At 65.6% G+C, this 15,240-nt stretch carries 15 protein-coding genes; 4 read left to right on the top strand and 11 right to left on the bottom strand.

Annotation, left to right across the window (positions count from 1 at the left end; translation table 11 throughout):
* Positions 1-35: 35 nt before the first annotated feature.
* The 10 genes from VGT77_RS10300 to VGT77_RS10345 all read right to left on the bottom strand — a co-directional run bounded on the left by VGT77_RS10300 (position 36) and on the right by VGT77_RS10345 (position 11,208).
* Complete coding sequence (locus tag VGT77_RS10300; protein ID WP_327462227.1) at positions 36-725, bottom strand: alternative oxidase; 690 nt, start codon at positions 723-725, stop codon at positions 36-38.
* A gap of 85 nt (positions 726-810) precedes the next feature.
* Positions 811-4,188 carry a PAS domain-containing protein gene (locus VGT77_RS10305; protein ID WP_327462229.1) on the bottom strand — a complete coding sequence of 1,126 codons (3,378 nt, stop codon included), beginning with the start codon at positions 4,186-4,188 and terminating at the stop codon, positions 811-813.
* Positions 4,189-4,331: 143 nt separating this feature from the next.
* Positions 4,332-4,739, bottom strand: coding sequence for a hypothetical protein (locus tag VGT77_RS10310; protein ID WP_327462231.1), 408 nt, complete (start codon positions 4,737-4,739; stop codon positions 4,332-4,334).
* A 59-nt stretch (positions 4,740-4,798) separates the two neighbouring features.
* On the bottom strand, positions 4,799-5,710 hold the full coding sequence (locus tag VGT77_RS10315) for an Hsp33 family molecular chaperone HslO (RefSeq protein WP_327462233.1): 912 nt from the start codon (positions 5,708-5,710) through the stop codon (positions 4,799-4,801).
* Entirely contained in the window at positions 5,694-6,647 is a 954-nt protein-coding gene (gene argF, locus VGT77_RS10320) for an ornithine carbamoyltransferase (protein WP_327462235.1), read from the bottom strand. The genes VGT77_RS10315 and argF overlap by 17 nt, the downstream gene beginning before the upstream one ends.
* 116 nt (positions 6,648-6,763) lie before the next feature.
* Positions 6,764-7,954 carry an aspartate aminotransferase family protein gene (locus VGT77_RS10325; protein ID WP_327462237.1) on the bottom strand — a complete coding sequence of 397 codons (1,191 nt, stop codon included), beginning with the start codon at positions 7,952-7,954 and terminating at the stop codon, positions 6,764-6,766.
* A 94-nt stretch (positions 7,955-8,048) separates the two neighbouring features.
* A complete protein-coding gene (locus VGT77_RS10330) occupies positions 8,049-9,035 on the bottom strand; it encodes an AraC family transcriptional regulator (protein ID WP_327462239.1) in 987 nt (328 codons plus the stop codon).
* Between the two features lie 134 nt (positions 9,036-9,169).
* Complete coding sequence (locus tag VGT77_RS10335; RefSeq protein ID WP_327462241.1) at positions 9,170-9,604, bottom strand: hypothetical protein; 435 nt, start codon at positions 9,602-9,604, stop codon at positions 9,170-9,172.
* Positions 9,605-9,685: 81 nt separating this feature from the next.
* The gene (locus tag VGT77_RS10340) at positions 9,686-10,384 is read right to left on the bottom strand and encodes a dienelactone hydrolase family protein (RefSeq protein ID WP_327462243.1); all 699 of its coding nucleotides are present in this window, start codon (positions 10,382-10,384) and stop codon (positions 9,686-9,688) included.
* Positions 10,381-11,208, bottom strand: a complete 828-nt coding sequence (locus tag VGT77_RS10345; protein ID WP_327462244.1) for an ABC transporter permease — start codon at positions 11,206-11,208, stop codon at positions 10,381-10,383. The genes VGT77_RS10340 and VGT77_RS10345 overlap by 4 nt, the downstream gene beginning before the upstream one ends.
* 59 nt (positions 11,209-11,267) lie before the next feature.
* Here VGT77_RS10345 and VGT77_RS10350 point away from each other — a divergent pair, with 59 nt between their 5' ends.
* The gene (locus VGT77_RS10350; protein ID WP_327462245.1) at positions 11,268-11,927 is read left to right on the top strand and encodes a GcrA family cell cycle regulator; all 660 of its coding nucleotides are present in this window, start codon (positions 11,268-11,270) and stop codon (positions 11,925-11,927) included.
* Here VGT77_RS10350 and VGT77_RS10355 read toward each other — a convergent pair.
* Positions 11,924-12,883: an AraC family transcriptional regulator gene (locus VGT77_RS10355; RefSeq protein WP_327462246.1), complete on the bottom strand. Its 960-nt coding sequence runs from the start codon at positions 12,881-12,883 to the stop codon at positions 11,924-11,926. The two genes, VGT77_RS10350 and VGT77_RS10355, sit on opposite strands and share 4 nt — an antisense overlap.
* A gap of 301 nt (positions 12,884-13,184) precedes the next feature.
* Here VGT77_RS10355 and VGT77_RS10360 point away from each other — a divergent pair, with 301 nt between their 5' ends.
* The 3 genes from VGT77_RS10360 (at position 13,185) to VGT77_RS10370 (ending at position 15,235) form a co-directional block, all read left to right on the top strand.
* Positions 13,185-14,090 carry a diiron oxygenase gene (locus VGT77_RS10360; protein WP_327462248.1) on the top strand — a complete coding sequence of 302 codons (906 nt, stop codon included), beginning with the start codon at positions 13,185-13,187 and terminating at the stop codon, positions 14,088-14,090.
* Positions 14,091-14,109: 19 nt separating this feature from the next.
* Entirely contained in the window at positions 14,110-14,673 is a 564-nt protein-coding gene (locus VGT77_RS10365; RefSeq protein ID WP_327462249.1) for an OsmC family protein, read from the top strand.
* Positions 14,674-14,761: 88 nt separating this feature from the next.
* Positions 14,762-15,235 (top strand): SRPBCC domain-containing protein, encoded by a 474-nt coding sequence (locus tag VGT77_RS10370; protein ID WP_327462251.1) that lies wholly within the window; start codon positions 14,762-14,764, stop codon positions 15,233-15,235.
* The last annotated feature ends 5 nt before the right edge of the window (positions 15,236-15,240 follow it).

The following is a 15,240-nucleotide window of genomic DNA, read 5'->3' on the forward strand; positions in this document are numbered from 1 at the left end:
AGCGTATCTCGACTTCGCTCGATACGAACGGTGGGTCAGGCCGCCTGCTTCCACGCGGGCTGCAGCTCATTATGCTCCGGGCAGGGCGCGGGCACGCCGGGCTCCAGTCCGTTCAGTTCGTCGGCATAGCCGTGATTGACGTCGCGGTGATGCGCTTCGTCGGCGCGCACGACCAACACCACGTCCCGCAGCGTCGCCGTCTCTGGCAGGTTCCAGTAGCGCTTGGCGATTGCCGGCGCCGGCACGTTCGGCGAACGGCCCTCGTCGATCTCGGCGAGATAATGGGTGTAGCTGATCACCGCCTCCTCCTCGAAATAGCCGACGATGCGGTGCGCGGTGCGCGGGCTGATGAGGTAGAGCGCGAAGAAGGCGAGGTAGAAGACCCATTGCACGCCGATGATGACCGCGCGCTCGAACCAGGTCGGCTGCGCCACTTCGATAAACGTCATCAGGTGCATGCGCTCGTTCTCGGCTTCGTCCATCAGCGTGCGGATCCAGCCGCGGTCGTCCTTCATGCGGCGCAGGCTGTGGAGGTGGTTGATGGTGGCACCGACCATGCCCGGCACTGCCGCGACCGTCTCCAGCACGACCGCGCGGTGGCCGTAACGAGCGGCGAAGAAGGTGTCCGCGCACCAGCGCAGCACCTTAGTGAAGCCCAGCGCAACGCGGTCGGACATGTTGTCGGGGCGATGATGGATGCTGAGATCGACGAACGGGGCAGTCATGGCCAACTCCTTGGCGGATCGAATTTGATGTCGATCAAATAGGAGTCTGACCGGAGCGGCGTTATGCGGAATTGTCCCTAGTTTCTCACACCCCCAGCGCCTGCAACTCCTTGCGCAACTGGTCGCGCCGGAACGGCTTGGCGAGGCGCGGCAGGCCCGGCGAGACGCTGTCGAGATCGGCATAGCCGGAGACGAGCAGCACCGGTGTGCCCGGCCGCCGCGCAGCGATCCGGGTGGCCAGCTGCGACCCCGTCATGCCCGGCATCAGCTGGTCGGACAGCACCGCGTCGTAACGGCCGCCCCGCTCCAGCAGCGCAAGCGCTTCCTCGCCCGAACCAGCCTCCTCGATACGATAGCCAAGGTCGATCAGCAGCTCCCGCGTTGCCGAGCGCGCGCCCTCGTCATCGTCCACCAGCAGGATCGTGCCCGAAGCGGCCGCTGCCTCCTCTTCTTGGGGCAAAGGTGCAGACGCTGCCGGGGCGGTGGAGACCGGCAGGAAGATGTCCACGCTTGTGCCCAGGCCGACGCGGCTTTCGATCAGCATGGCACCGCCCAGCTGCGAAGCGAGGCCATCCACCATCGACAGGCCGAGCCCCGTCCCCTTGCCGATGCCCTTGGTTGAAAAGAACGGCTCGACGGCGCGGGCCAGCGTGTCGGCATCCATGCCCGTGCCGGTGTCCGCCACGCCGATGCGGACATAGCGGCCCGGCTGGAGTTTGCCGCCACGCAGCCGCTCGACGGTCTCGTCCGACGCGGTGATCGAGAGCGTGCCGCCTTCGGGCATGGCGTCGCGCGCATTGACCGCAAGATTGAGGATGGCGAGCTCCAACTGGTTCGCGTCTGCCTGAGCGGCAGGGAGCGCCGGCGCGACCTTCACCCGCAGGTCGATGTGCGGACCGGAAGTGCTGCCGATCAGCTCCGCCATGCCGGCAATCAGCGCCTCCACATCGACCGGTCCGATATTCAGCGGCTGGCGGCGGGCAAAGGCGAGCAGCCGCTGCACCAGAGTGCGGGCCCGTTCAGCGGATTCCAGCCCAGCCCCGACCAGCCGCCGTTGACGCTCGCTCAGGCCCTCGGCGCGGGACAGAAGATCGAGGCTGCCGACGATGGGCGTGAGCAGATTGTTGAAGTCGTGCGCGACGCCGCCGGTCAGTTTGCCGAGCGCCTCCAGCTTCTGCGACTCGCGCAGCGCGTCCTGCGCCAGCGCCAGGTCGCGGCTGCGCTCGACTTCGGCGGTGATGTCGCGGCCAATGACATAGGCTTCGCCTTCCGTCGGCGCCGCCGTCCAGGAGAATTCCCGCCATGCGCCGTCGCTGTTGCGCAGCCGCGCACGGAAGTCGCCCACCGGCTGATGGGCGGCAGCCCGGATCGAGGCACCCGCCTGGTTGAGATCGTCCGGATGCACGAACGTATCGAAGCGCCGCCCGACAAGGTCGCGCGGGTCATAGCCGAGCAGCCGCTCGACGGCCGGGTTGATCGCGCGGATATCCCAGCGCCTGCCGACGACGACGAACAGGTCGCGGCTGAGCCTCCACATGCGGTCGCGCTCCGCCGTCCGGTGCGCCACCTCCTGTTCCAGCCGGCTGTTAAGCTGCTGCAGCTCATCCTGCGCGCGGCGGCGACGCGTCACGTCGCGGACCGTGCCGGTGGTCCGGACCGCGCGGCCATTTGCATCCATCTGCACCCGGCCGCGCGACGAGATCCAGCGCACCTCGCCGTTCGGCCGCACAATACGATATTCGGTAGCGAAGTCGCGGCCCGTCTGGATCGACTCGACGACCTGCTTGCCGACCCAGTCGCGATCGTCCGGATGTACGAGCTCGTACCGCATCTCGGGCGTGATCTCCGTCCCCGGCGCGACGCCCATGATCTCGGCGGTGCGATCGGACCAGCTGCCGCGGCCGGCGACCAGGTCCCAGTCCCAGGTGCCCATCTGCGCCGCATCCATGGCGATGCGCAGCCGCTCCTCGCGATCGCGGCGGAGCGCTTCGGAACGGACGCGCTCGACATGCGCCCAAGACCGTTCCGTCACCTCTCGGATGACGGTAAGCTCATAGTCGGTCCAGTAATGCGGGTCACGGTCATGGATCGCCATCAGCGCGACGAGCTGGCCGCTCCGGACCAGCGGCATGCAGATGGTCGCGCCGATGCCGATGTCCTGAAAGGTCTTCGCCTCGTGCGGCTCAATTTCTTTCAGATTGTCGTTGATGATCAGCGGTCGGCCGGCGCTCAGTTCCTGCACCGCGAGCGTCCCGAAGTCGGCGAGCTGATAATGGCCGACGATCGAAGGAGAGCCGGGCGCGTGCCAATTGCCGCGGATGGTGAAGCCGTTCTGGTCGGCGTCCATGTCGGCATAGGCGCAGTTGGACAGGCCAAGATGAGCGGCGGTCAGGCGAGTCGTGATCGCCAGAATCTCGTCAGCGTCGGTCGATGCCGCCGTCTCGCGAGCGAGTTCGTCGAGGAAGCGGAGCAACCGTTCGCGGGTGCGGAGCTCGGCCTCGGCGGCCGCCCGCTCCACGGCCGACCAGGTGCGCTCGGCGACGTCGCGGATCAGCCCGACATCTTCAGCGTCCCAGTAACGCGGCTCGTTATGATGGACATACATGGCCGCGACGAACCGACCGTTCTTGATCAGCGACACGGTCGCCGCAGCGCGGGTCTGCAAGCCCTCGAACGCCTGCGCGCCGGCTGCATCGATGCGGGGATCGGTGACGGTGTCCTCGACAGCAAGAGGCTCACCCCGCTTCAGAGCGCCATGGATCTGGTCCCCGAACGCGGCGAGATCGTGCGTGCCGTTGAAGTGTTCGACCGAACCATTAGTCCAGTTGTCCTTGGTGGTGAAAAAGCGCTCGCCGGCGTCAAGCCGGCCATAGCCTACCCGGCTGACCCGCAGATGCTCGCCCAACGCTGCCTGGGCGACGCGGATGATCTCGTCCGGGCTCTCCACTTCCCGGAACCGCTCCTCCAGGGCCAGCAGGAACGCCAGGCGATGGCGCGCGCGCACCCCCTCCGTTGTCTCGGTGCACACGCAAAGCGCGCCGCCGATGCTACCGTCATCGTTCTTGATGGGGCTATAGGCGAAGGTGAACCAGGCTGCTTCCGGCTGGGGCCTATGAAGGGTGACCGGAAGGTCTTCGTAGAGGCTCGCGCGGCCGCGGAACGCGTCGTCGATCACCGGCTCGATGATCTCGCGCACTTCCGGCCAGACCTCGAAAAATGGCCGGCCCATGGCGACCGGATGATGTGGTCCCAAGATTGGGACATAAGCGCTGTTGTAGAGCAGGATGCGCCGCTGACCCCACAACACGAACATCGGGAAAGGCGAGGCCGCGATCACATCGGCGATGTTGGCGAGCGCCTGTGGCCAAGCGGAGCGCGGGCCGAGCGACGGTGCGTCGATCGCGAGGGCGGAAACTGCCGCAGAATCGCTGTTGGACACCGGACCCATGTCGGTCGCCTTCAACGGCTGGGCGAGGATTGCAAGAACTCGTGCAAAAACAAATGGGCCGCCCCGAAGAGCGGCCCAGTCAAGCCTTGCGGCTCAAGGGAGGAAAGCGTGCTCACGTGACACGCACTCCTGTTACTCCGACTTTGGTAAATGACGGCTTAACGACCAGCCTGTTGCGGACCGCAGGGGCCCAGGCGCCGCGCCTCGAACGTCACTTGAAAGGGCGACCGGTCGGCGAGACCCTGGGATTCGATGCGCATCAAGGCCGGCGTTTCGACCTTGATCGTGGTCCGGCCATAGCCGGCGCCGGTGCAGGTATAGTGCACCGTCGCCGTCTGCGCTTCGTTGTTCAGCACGAAGCGCGAGCAGGCCGTGCCGGGATGGCGCAACTGGATCAGTTCATAAGGGTCCTGCACGCACATGCGCTGCGACGGCGTGGAACCGTCGAGCGAACGCAGCTGCCAACTGCCCGGCTGAATGCGGTTGAAGGCCAGAACGGAGGTGCGTGGGTTCGTGGCAGCAATCAGCGCAGTGCCTCCGACCAGCAACGCAAGCAACCAGCGCATCCGTTCCTCACCGCCCCCTGTTGGGACGTTCGGTAACCTAGATTGGTTACGATCGCGTTCTATTCAACCGGCGCGAGTTCCGAAAGCTTGATCGGATGGCTGATCGAGCAGAAGGCGCAATCGACTTTGATCATCCCTTCCGCGTCCGCCATCTCCGCCTGCTCGTCGGCCGCAAAGCGCGACAAGACGTTGAGGATATGCTCGCGATTGCAGCGGCAGCCTCGGCTCAGCGCCGCGCCGCCGAGCACACGCACTTCTTTCTCCTCATGAAACAGCCGCCAGACGAGCGTCTCCATCGGCAGGTCGGGATCGGTCAACTCCTCCTGGCGAATGGTCTGACCGAGCATCTCGACATGCTGCCATTCGGGATGGTCGAGCCGCGTATGCAGCCGATCGTGCCCTTCCTCGCCCTCTGGCAGATGCTGGAGCAGCATGCCGCCCGCGACGCAGCGGCCATCGGCGTCGTGGCGGTGCGACAGCCGAACGAGGCTGGGTATCTGCTCGGACTGAGCGAAGTAGCTTTGCGCCGCCTCGGCCAGCGATCCGCCCTCCAGGGGCACGATGCCTTGATAGCGTTCGCCGCTCACCGCCTGGTCGAAGGTGATAGCGAGATAGCCCTTGCCGAACAGCGCAAAAAGGCTCGGCTCGGAAGGCGCAGCGGCGATGCGCTCCGCATCGAACTGCACGTATCCGCGCAGCTCGCCATCTTTATAGTCGCAGACGAGCAGGTCGATCGGGCCATTCTCGGTCTGCGCCTGCAGCGTCATCTGGCCGGTCTCATCCTTCAACGTCGCGCCCAGCAGCGCGGTCAGCGCCAGCGCCTCCGCCAGCAGCTTTTCGATCACCGGCGGGTAGGCGTGAGCAGACAGGATCTGGTCCAGCACCGGGCCCAGCCGCACCAGCCGCCCGCGCGCATGTTGCTCCAGGATCGCGAACCCGAGGGTCCGGTCCAGCTCAGTTCGTTCCGTCATGTCCGATCAGTCCAAAGCACCAAAGCAAGATCGCTTTTTGTGCATGTAGGCGGTTTTCCGCCTCTTCCCAGATGGCGGACTGTTTTCCGTCCAGGATGTCGTCGGTCGCTTCCTCGCCGCGATGGGCGGGCAGGCAGTGGAGGAAGGTCGCTCTCGGCTTGGCATGCGCCATCAACTCGGCATTCACCTGATAGGGCGTCATGGCGGCAATCTTTTTGCCCGAGTCCTGCTGCCCCATCGACACCCAGGTGTCGGTGACCACGATATCGGCATCGGCTGCCGCGCGCACCGGATCACGCTCGATCGTCACCCGTGCATTGCTGTTCGCCAGCCGCGCATTGGCTTCGCGGATAAAGCTCTCGTCCGGATCGAAGCCTTCGGGACAACCTACCGCAACCGAGAATTGGAAGAGCCCCGCCGCCTCCACGATCGAGTGCAGCACATTATTGCCGTCGCCCAGCCAAGCCCATTTCGAGCCAGGTAGGGAGATGCCCTGCTCCACCACCGTCAGCAGGTCGGCGACGATCTGGCAGGGATGGGAGCGGTCGGTCAGGCCGTTGATCACCGGCACCGTCGCATGAGCCGCAAGCTCGTCCAGCTTGGCCGGATCGTCGGTGCGGATCATGATCGCATCGACATAGCGGCTGAGCACCCGCGCCGTGTCGGCGATCGTTTCTCCGCGGCCGAGTTGGGTGGTGCCCGCATCCATGACGATCGACGTCCCGCCGAGCTGCCGGATCGCCATGTCGAACGAAGCGCGGGTCCTAGTCGAGCTCTTCTCGAAGACCATCGCCAGCACGTGCCCGTCCAGCGGCCTGTCGGCGTCCGCCTTGCCCTTGGGCCAGCCGGTCCGCGCCTGCTTCCGGTCGAGCGCTTCGGAAAGCATGGCCGCGACGCCATCGGCGCCGGCTGAGGAGAGATTTAGAAAGTGCCTCATCCACGCTCCCCACCACCGTTCGGGCTGAGCTCGTCCAAGCCCCGCCTTTCCTTACGGCTCCAAGAACAAGAACAGGCCTTCGACAAGCTCAGGCCGGACGGGTGTACATTTTGGAACTAAGCAGCCTGGGCCGGCGCATAGTCCCGGGCGCCGCCGCTGAGCTTTTCGACGCACTCGGCGATGTGGTTCTCGTCGATCACCAACGGCGGCAGGATACGCACGACATTGTCTCCGGCCGCCACGGTCAGCAGGCCATGGTGATCGCGAAGGTGCGCGACGAATGCGCGGCTGTCCGACTTGAGCTTGATGCCGAGCATGAGTCCGAGCCCCCGCACGCTGTCGAACAGATGGTCGTGGTTCGGGATCATCTGCTCCAGAGCCTGGCGCAGCCGGTCGCCCATCTGTTGGACATGCTCGAGAAAGCCCGGCTCCAGTACGACATCGAGGACCGCCTGCCCGGCCGCCATCGCCAGCGGATTGCCTCCATAAGTCGAACCGTGGGTGCCGATCACCATGCCGCGCGCTGCCTTCTCCGTCGCGAGGCAGGCGCCCATCGGGAAGCCGCCGCCAATGCCCTTGGCGGAAGCAAGGATGTCCGGCTCGATGCCGTACTGCTCATAGGCGTAGAGCGTGCCGGTGCGCGCGACGCCGCACTGGACCTCGTCCAGCACCAGCATCAGGTCCTTCTCGTCGCAGATGCGGCGCAAACCCTTCATGAAGGCGTCGGATGCGGGGCGGATGCCGCCCTCGCCCTGCACCGGCTCGACCAAAAAGCCGGCGGTGTTCTCATCAACCGCCGCTTCGGCCGCCTCGAGGTTGTCGAATTCGACCACCTTGAAGCCAGGCAGCAGCGGCTCGAAGCCGGAGCGAAGCTTTTCCTGGTCGGTCGCGCTGATCGTGCCGATGGTGCGGCCGTGGAACGCGTTCTTGAACGTGATCAGCGTCGTCTTGTGCGTCTCGCCGGCGGAGAAATGATAGCGGCGCGCGGTCTTGATTGCGCACTCGACCGCTTCGGCGCCCGAGTTGGTGAAGAACACCGTGTCGGCAAAGCTGTTGTCGACCAGCCGCTGCGCCAGCGCCTCGCCCTGCGGGCTGCCATAGAGGTTTGACACGTGCATCAGCGTCGCCGCCTGGTCGGCAATCGCCTTGGTGAGATGCGGGTGACCATGGCCGAGCAGGTTGACCGCAATGCCGCTGGCGAAATCGAGATAGCGCTCGCCGCGCTCGCCGATCAGATACACGCCCTCGCCCCGCACCGGCCGCACCCCGCACCGGGGATAGACGGGCATCAGAGGGGTGATCGCCATGGCAGAGCTCCTGTGGGTCAAAAGCAAAAAGGCGACCGCATCGGCCGCCTGGATAGGCGCGGTATAAGGGAGCGGCGGAGGCGAAACAACCCCGCTAGGCGGCGAGGCGGACCGCCTGGCCGTCGGCGTTGGGGTCCGAATGTTCGAAGACTGGTTGCGTCAAGAATCCAATCTCGCCCCCCTTGCGCCGATAGGCGCCGGGAGTGATGCCGGTCACGCGCTTGAAAGCCTTGGCGAAAGCACTTTCATTTTCATAGCCCACCTTGATGGCAATCTCGGCGATCGAGCGCTCGCCCTGCCGCAGCATCGCGCCAGCCCGAAACATGCGCCAGCGGGTCACATAATCGAGGGGGCTGAGCCCCACACTGTCGCGGAACCGCGCAGCGAAAGCGGAGCGGGACATGCCCGCCTCGCGCGCCAGTTCCTCCACCGTCCAGGGATGCTCCACGCGGGCGTGTACCGCCTTGAAGGCACGGGACAGGCGCGGGTCGACCAAGGCGCCGATCCAGCCAGCCGCCTCTGCCGCGCAGGACGCAGCATGGGCGCGGATGGCCTGAATGAACAGGATGTCCGCCAAACGGCTGACCACGATGCCGGTGCCCAGGCGCTGCCGCTCCGTCTCGGAAGCGAGCAGCTGCAACGTCGCCTCCATCAGCTCGGACCGCTCCTGATCCATCCGGGTCAGGATCAGTTCGGGCATCAGGTCGATCAGCGGACGCGCACCCTGCCGGTCGAACAAGAACCAGCCGGTCACCACCGTCACCGGCTCACCGCCGCCGCCCAGCTGCACGACATGGTTCGAATGTGCCCGCAGCGCCTTGTAGCAATATTCCGTCGGCGTCTTCAGCTCGTCCTGCAGCGAATACCGGGCGCCGCCGACGATCGTCCAGCAGTCGCCCGCCGACACGCGCACCGGCTCGCGTCCCTCAACCGTCAGCCAAGCCTCGCCGCGCACGACATAGCCGAACCGCGCCGCCGCGCCGCGCACGAAGGTCACGCCCCAGGGTGCCGAACCCTCGATCCGCGCATAAAGGCTGGTGTGCACGCGCATCGATCCGAACACGTCGTCGATCGGGTCCATCCGCTTCCTCTTGGACGATAGCAATAAGGAAGCAGCAGATTAACCGCCGCGCGTCCAGCTGTCGACTGGCACTTCGACAAGAAGAAGGGCCGCGGATCGCTCCACGGCCCTTCCTGAGTTTATCTCGTCAGGACTTAGCGCCAGTAGCGGCGATCATCGTCCCGACGCTCGAAGCGGACACGGTCCTGCAGCATGTCGACGCGACGCTCCAGATCCTGCGCTTCCCAGCCGTTCAGGCCGGCGGTAGCGTAATAACGCTGAGCGAGGCGCCACAGCTGGCCGTGCTCGGCGCGAAGACGATAGGCCTCACGCGGGGTGATCATGCCCATCTGCTGGCCGCGGCTGATCTGCGCGGCGATACGGTCGAGCTGACGACCCAGGCGACCATTGCGCTGAAAACGCTCACCATAGTCACGGTCACCGCGATCCCAGCGGTCGCCGCGATCCCAGCGGTCACCACGGTCATAGCGGTTGTCGTAGCGGTCACGCTCATAATATTGCGCCGACGCCGGAGCGCTGGCCACGAGAGCGGTCGAAGCGAGCGCCAGGGTCACAAGGAACTTCTTCATGGTCTTCACTCCTCTTGATCGAGTGAAGGTCTTTTAGGTGATTCGCGCTGGAGCGACGCTGAACGCGCTCGTTATCGGCGGTTAAGCCAGCACTTCCTTCAGGAACCCCGATAATGCGGTATTCGCGCGCGCATCGGCGGCCGCATTGTAGAGGACGCGGCCGGGCACCGACGCCTCGGGGTTGGTGAAGCCGTGCACCGTATGGCCATAGGCGTGGAGCTGCCAGTCGGCACCGGCATCGGTCAGCTCGCGCGTAAGGCCGAGCACATCGTCCGGCGTCGCCAGCGGGTCGTCCCAACCGTGGAGCACGAGCAGCTTGGCCGCGATCGGCGGCTGCGGCCCAAGTTCCGGTCGCGAGAAAATGCCGTGGAAGGATACAGCACCTTTCACCTGGTCGGTGCCAGTGCGGGCCAGGTCCAATGCGCAGAGCCCGCCGAAACAGTAGCCGATGATTGCGACACGGTCTCGATCGGCATTTTCAAGCGACCGGGCGAAGGCGAGCGCGTCAAGCAGCTGCCGGCGCAAACGCGCACGGTCGGCGAGCAGCACATTCATCTCGGCAAAAGCCGCCTCACCCAGGTCGCGCTTGTCGCGGCCATAATGGTCAATCACGATGGCCAGATAACCCTGGGTCGCGAGCGCGTCCGCCTTGGCTTCCTCCAGCTGGGTAGGCCCCCGTACTGTCGGCGCGATCATGATGACCGGGTGAGGCCCCGCGCCCGCAGGTTGCGCGACATAGGCCTCGCAGGTGAGCTCGCCGGCACGATACTCGAACCTCATGCCTTGATCTTCCAGCCGGAGCGGAGGAGCGCATAGCAGGCGCTGCCCATCACCAGATTGATCGCGACCACGATGGCCGCGCCGAGCAGCACCGGAGAGTCGGACTCGCCGAGGAACCCGTATCGAAAGCCCGAGATGATGTAGAAAAACGGGTTCGCGTGGCTGATCGCGCGGAACAGTGGCGACAGCGCCTCCACCGAATAAAAGGTGCCAGACAAGAGGGAGAGCGGCGCGACGACGAAGTTGGTCACTGCCGCGGCGTGGTCGAATTTTTCCGCCCAGATGGACGTCATCACGCCCATGAAGGCGAGGAACAGCGCGCCCAAAATGCCGAACCAGGCGATCGCCCAGAAATGGCGCGGAGTCACGTGCACGCCGGGCCAGAGCAGCATCGCCAGCCACACCGCGAAGCCGACCAGAATCGCGCGCGTCACCGACGCCCCGGCGAGCGCCGCCAACAGCTCACCATTCGAAAGGGGCGGCATCAGATAGTCGACGATTGTGCCCTGAATCTTGCCGACCAGCAGCGAGAAGCTGGAGTTGGCAAAGGCGTTCTGCAGCATGCCCATCACGATCAGCCCGGGGGCGATGAAGTCGGCGAAGGGATGGCCGAGCACGGTGCGTCCGCTGCCGCCCAGCGCGACGGTGAAAATCACCAGGAACAGCATCGTCGTGATGGCGGGCGCCCAAATCGTCTGCAGCTGGACCTTGAAGAAGCGCCGTACCTCCTTCACATAAAGGGCGCGCAAGCCGGGCCAGTTGACATTGGTGATCGATGCCACGCCCGGCGCGAGGCGAACTCCGGATTGGGACTGGTCGGCCATTGGCGGTTCGCCTATCGGCTGGCGGCGGCGCCTGCAAGCTGACTGGACGAAGGATAGCAATGGCCTGGACTGACGAACGCATCGAGCAGCTGAAATCGATGTGGGAAAAGGGAATGACCGCCAGCCAAATCGCGGATGAGCTGGGCGGCGTCAGCCGCAACGCCGTCATCGGCAAGGCGCATCGCCTGGGCCTGCAAGCGCGACCGTCGCCGGTCCGCGAAGGCAAAGATGATGGCTTGACGGCGCCGGTCGCTGCCGCTGCTCCGGTCGAGCCCCGCGCCGAAGCGCCGCGCCCTATCGCACCGCGCGCCCCTGCTCCCGAGCGTCCTCCGGTCGCCCCAGCCGCAACGCCGGCCGCCACGGCCGATGCCGCACCCGCGCAGCCGCAGATCCGCTCGATCGGTCCTGGCGGCTTCCTCCGCCAGGCGCCGGGCGAACAGTCCGCGCCGATCCCGCCCGCCCCGCCGCGCCGCCTTGTGCCTGCCAAGCCGAGCCCGGAGATTGCCGGCAAGACCTCGCTGCTCGATCTGAACGATCGCATCTGCAAATGGCCGCTCGGTCATCCGGGCGAGCCGGACTTCCACTTCTGCGGCGATCCGGTGAACCCGGGCTTCCCCTATTGCGTCGCCCATTGCGGCCAAGCCTATCAGGCCCAGCTGCCGCGCCGCGACCGCCGCCCGCCGCCCCCGCTGCCCTTTGGCGGCCCGCGCGTCCGTTAGGCCGCGAGCTTCGCGCTCCCCTCCTGCTGCCGGCGCCAGGTAGCGGGGGGAACGCCATATTCGCGTCGAAAGGCGCGCACAAAGGCAGCCTCGGAACCGAAGCCCACTTCATAGGCCACGACGCCACTGTTGCGGCGGCCGTCGCGCAGCATGTTGGCGGCAATCTTCATTCGCCAACGGGCGAAATAGCGCATCGGCGGCTCGCCGATCAGGGCGGTGAAGCGCTCGCCGAAGGCCGAGCGGGACAGGCCCACCTCTTTCGCCAGGCTTGCAACGTCCCAAGGCTCGGCATAGCGATCGTGGATCAGGCGGAGCGCCTTGGCGATCTGGGGGTCGCGCAACCCCGCCAGCCAATTGGCCTCGCCTTCGGGCAAGCTCTCGACATAGCGCCGAACCGCTTCCCCGAAAAGCAATTCGGTCATGCGCGCGACCGTCTCAGGCTCCTTCTGCAGCTCGCCCGCTGCCAGCTGCAGCGAGCTGCGCGTCCAGAGCTGGCGGGCGCCGTCGCCCATCCGTACCTTCATCAACGGCGGGAGGTTCTGCATCAACGCCGGTTCCGCGGAGGTGCTGCCGAGATAGCCGCAGAACATCCGGGTGCGCGCGCCGGTGCCCGTCTGGCGCACCTGGATCGGCCCGGAGCCAGGGTCGATCGTCACATCCTCCATTTCCTGGATCGGCACGCCGGGCTCGCTGTAGAGCAGATGCCGGTCGTTGCGCGCCAGCAGCACCAGCTCGCCGGCTTCGACCAGCAGCGGCTCCTCTTCGCCGATCCGTACCCACATCCGGCCTTCGGTCACATAGTGATAGGGGATCAGGTGCGCCGGCACAGGAAAGAATTTGGCGCAGTCCTGCGGCCCGTAATGCGAAACGATGCAGAAGGGCGCGACCAGCTCGGCGTCGAACACCACCGCGCCCGATAGGCGCATCGACGACAGGATATCAGACATCACGTCCATGACGGGCCCCTCCGGCAAGTTCCGGCGCTTGGATCAATTCTTCCGGCAGCTTGGTGATTCATATCACCTCCTGCCCCCACTAGTCACGGCATCAACAAAATCAGCCTCGGGCAGCGGATCGCGGACCAATGAGGGTCTGCGATGATGAGTGACAGGAGTCGATGAAGGTGTCGCGTTGGTTCGTGGAGGCCGCTGGCCTCTTTCTCGCCGGTGTCGGTTGTTTCGCCATGAGCGCAACCACTTTGGCCTGGATCGCGACCGGCGGACACCTGGTCTGATCTCCGCCTGTTGGGGAACAAGAATGTACCGGGATTTCAGTTACGAAGCCGTGCTCGGCTCGTCGGAACGGGCTGCCTGGCGGCTCGACGACGTGCTCGGGCCGGACCAGAAGCTCGACTTCAGCCGCAAGTTCATGCCGGAAGCTTTGGCCCGCACCAATGCGGCGCCGGGCCTTGCCGCGGCCGAGCGCAAGCTGCTGAACCAGATCAGCGGGCACCAATATCTGGTGCTGTTCGGCGTCATCGAAGAGTTCATCCTGCCGTTCGTGCTCGACCACGCACGGCCGCACCTGAACAAGGATGATTTCCGCGTCCGCGCGCTGCTCAACTTCGCGAGCGAGGAAGCCAAGCATATCCAGCTGTTCCGGCGCTTCCATGCTGCCTTTGCGGCGGGGTTCGGCACGGATTGCCAGGTGATCGGCCCGGCGGAAGCGATCGGCGCCAAGATCCTGTCGCATGACCCGCTCGCCGTGGCGCTGGCAATCCTCCACATCGAATGGATGACGCAGAGCCATTATGTTGACAGCGTCAAGGACGATGGCGACATCGATCCGCTGTTCAAGAGCCTGCTGCGCCACCATTGGATGGAGGAAGCGCAGCACGCCAAGCTGGACACCTTGATGGTGGAGGCGCTCGCCGAAGGCCGCAGCGAGGTCGAGATCCTGGCTGCGATCGACGAATATCTCGACATTGGCGCCTTCATAGACGCGGGGCTCGCGCAGCAGGCGGAGTTCAACCTTGTCGCGCTCGAACGCGCCGCGGGCCGCAGCATTGCCGACAAGGCGGCGCTGGTCGCGCAACAGCATCAGGCGGCGCGCTGGACATATCTCGGCTCCGGCATGGCGCACTCGAACTTCCGCGACACGCTTGGCCGGCTGTCGCCCGCCGCGCTCGCCAAAGTCGATGCGGCCGCCCCTCTTTTCAGCTGATTTCCCAAGGAGAAGACATATGTTGGACACGGTTTCCGGAAACATCGTCAACGATATCGACGTGGCGGCGCTCGGCGAGGCGGTCGCGGGCGTGCAGGCCGATCCGGCCAAGGCCAAGCTGGGCTTTCACGTCACGACGCGTTGGATGGGCCAGTGCCGCAGCGAGACGACGGTCGGCACCATCAACCATGGCGGGGAGCCGATCGAGCGCGACTTCAAGATCACCGTCGACGAGCCCGTCGAGCTGTTCGGCACCAACACGGCGCCCAATCCGCAGGAGCTGCTGATGACGGCGGTCAATGCGTGTATGCTGGTCGGCTATGTCGCCGGCGCGTCCATGCGTGGCATCAAGCTCGAGTCGGTCGAGATCGAGACCAAGGGCGAGCTCGACCTGCGCGGCTTTTTCGGGCTCGATGACCAGGTGCCCGCCGGCTATCCCCAGCTCGACTATGACGTGCGTATCAAGGGCAATGGCACGCGCGAGCAGTTCGAGGAAATCCACCAATCGGTGCTCGCGACCAGCCCCAATTACTTCAACATCAGCCGGCCGGTGAAGATGAACGGCAATCTGCTGGTCGGCTGATCGCAGCTTCGTCGATCCCTCCCACCCCTTGATCGACGAGAGGGGCTCTTCCGCTTGACGGCGGAGGAGCCCCTCATTTCATGACCTCATGCCCAAGCGCGTGCTCACCTCTGCTTATCTGCCCCATGCTCCAGAGCGGGTGTGGGACGTGCTGGCGGATTTCGCCCGCTATGCCGAATGGAACCCGCTGAACCTGGAAGCGGACGGCGAGGCGCGGCCCGGCGCCAGGGTGCGGATGCGCTTCCTCAACCCGGCCAAGCCCAACGCCACCGTGCGGCAGACGGTCACTATCACACGCGCCGCCCGCGGCCGCGCACTCGCCTGGCGCGGACATGTGCCTTTGCTCTTCACCGGCGATCACCTGTTCGACCTGCGCCCGGAAGCTTCGGGCACCCGCCTCACTCACAGCGAGACACTGTCCGGCCTGATCCCCTGGTGCCTCAGCGAAGACCAGATCGAACGCCAGTTCGTCCCCGCTTACGAAGCCTGCAACCGCGCGCTGGCCGAACGGCTCAACGCAATGGAGAACGTCTTCCCACTACGGCTCGCGGCGACGCGCTGACGCTA

The sequence above is a fragment of the Sphingomonas sp. genome, assembly GCF_035944535.1.
Classification (GTDB): domain Bacteria; phylum Pseudomonadota; class Alphaproteobacteria; order Sphingomonadales; family Sphingomonadaceae; genus Sphingomonas_B.

Bases quoted from the DNA above. Each gene is read 5' to 3' on its own strand.
- VGT77_RS10345 (WP_327462244.1), bottom strand. From the start codon at position 11,208: ATGGCCGACCAGTCCCAATCCGGAGTTCGCCTCGCGCCGGGCGTGGCA.
- VGT77_RS10350 (WP_327462245.1), top strand. From the start codon at position 11,268: ATGGCCTGGACTGACGAACGCATCGAGCAGCTGAAATCGATGTGGGAA.
- VGT77_RS10370 (WP_327462251.1), top strand. From the start codon at position 14,762: ATGCCCAAGCGCGTGCTCACCTCTGCTTATCTGCCCCATGCTCCAGAG.
- VGT77_RS10360 (WP_327462248.1), top strand. From the start codon at position 13,185: ATGTACCGGGATTTCAGTTACGAAGCCGTGCTCGGCTCGTCGGAACGG.
- VGT77_RS10310 (WP_327462231.1), bottom strand. From the start codon at position 4,739: ATGCGCTGGTTGCTTGCGTTGCTGGTCGGAGGCACTGCGCTGATTGCT.
- VGT77_RS10365 (WP_327462249.1), top strand. From the start codon at position 14,110: ATGTTGGACACGGTTTCCGGAAACATCGTCAACGATATCGACGTGGCG.
- VGT77_RS10340 (WP_327462243.1), bottom strand. From the start codon at position 10,384: ATGAGGTTCGAGTATCGTGCCGGCGAGCTCACCTGCGAGGCCTATGTC.
- VGT77_RS10300 (WP_327462227.1), bottom strand. From the start codon at position 725: ATGACTGCCCCGTTCGTCGATCTCAGCATCCATCATCGCCCCGACAAC.
- VGT77_RS10330 (WP_327462239.1), bottom strand. From the start codon at position 9,035: ATGGACCCGATCGACGACGTGTTCGGATCGATGCGCGTGCACACCAGC.
- VGT77_RS10355 (WP_327462246.1), bottom strand. From the start codon at position 12,883: ATGGACGTGATGTCTGATATCCTGTCGTCGATGCGCCTATCGGGCGCG.
- VGT77_RS10315 (WP_327462233.1), bottom strand. From the start codon at position 5,710: ATGACGGAACGAACTGAGCTGGACCGGACCCTCGGGTTCGCGATCCTG.
- VGT77_RS10325 (WP_327462237.1), bottom strand. From the start codon at position 7,954: ATGGCGATCACCCCTCTGATGCCCGTCTATCCCCGGTGCGGGGTGCGG.
- argF (WP_327462235.1), bottom strand. From the start codon at position 6,647: ATGAGGCACTTTCTAAATCTCTCCTCAGCCGGCGCCGATGGCGTCGCG.
- VGT77_RS10335 (WP_327462241.1), bottom strand. From the start codon at position 9,604: ATGAAGAAGTTCCTTGTGACCCTGGCGCTCGCTTCGACCGCTCTCGTG.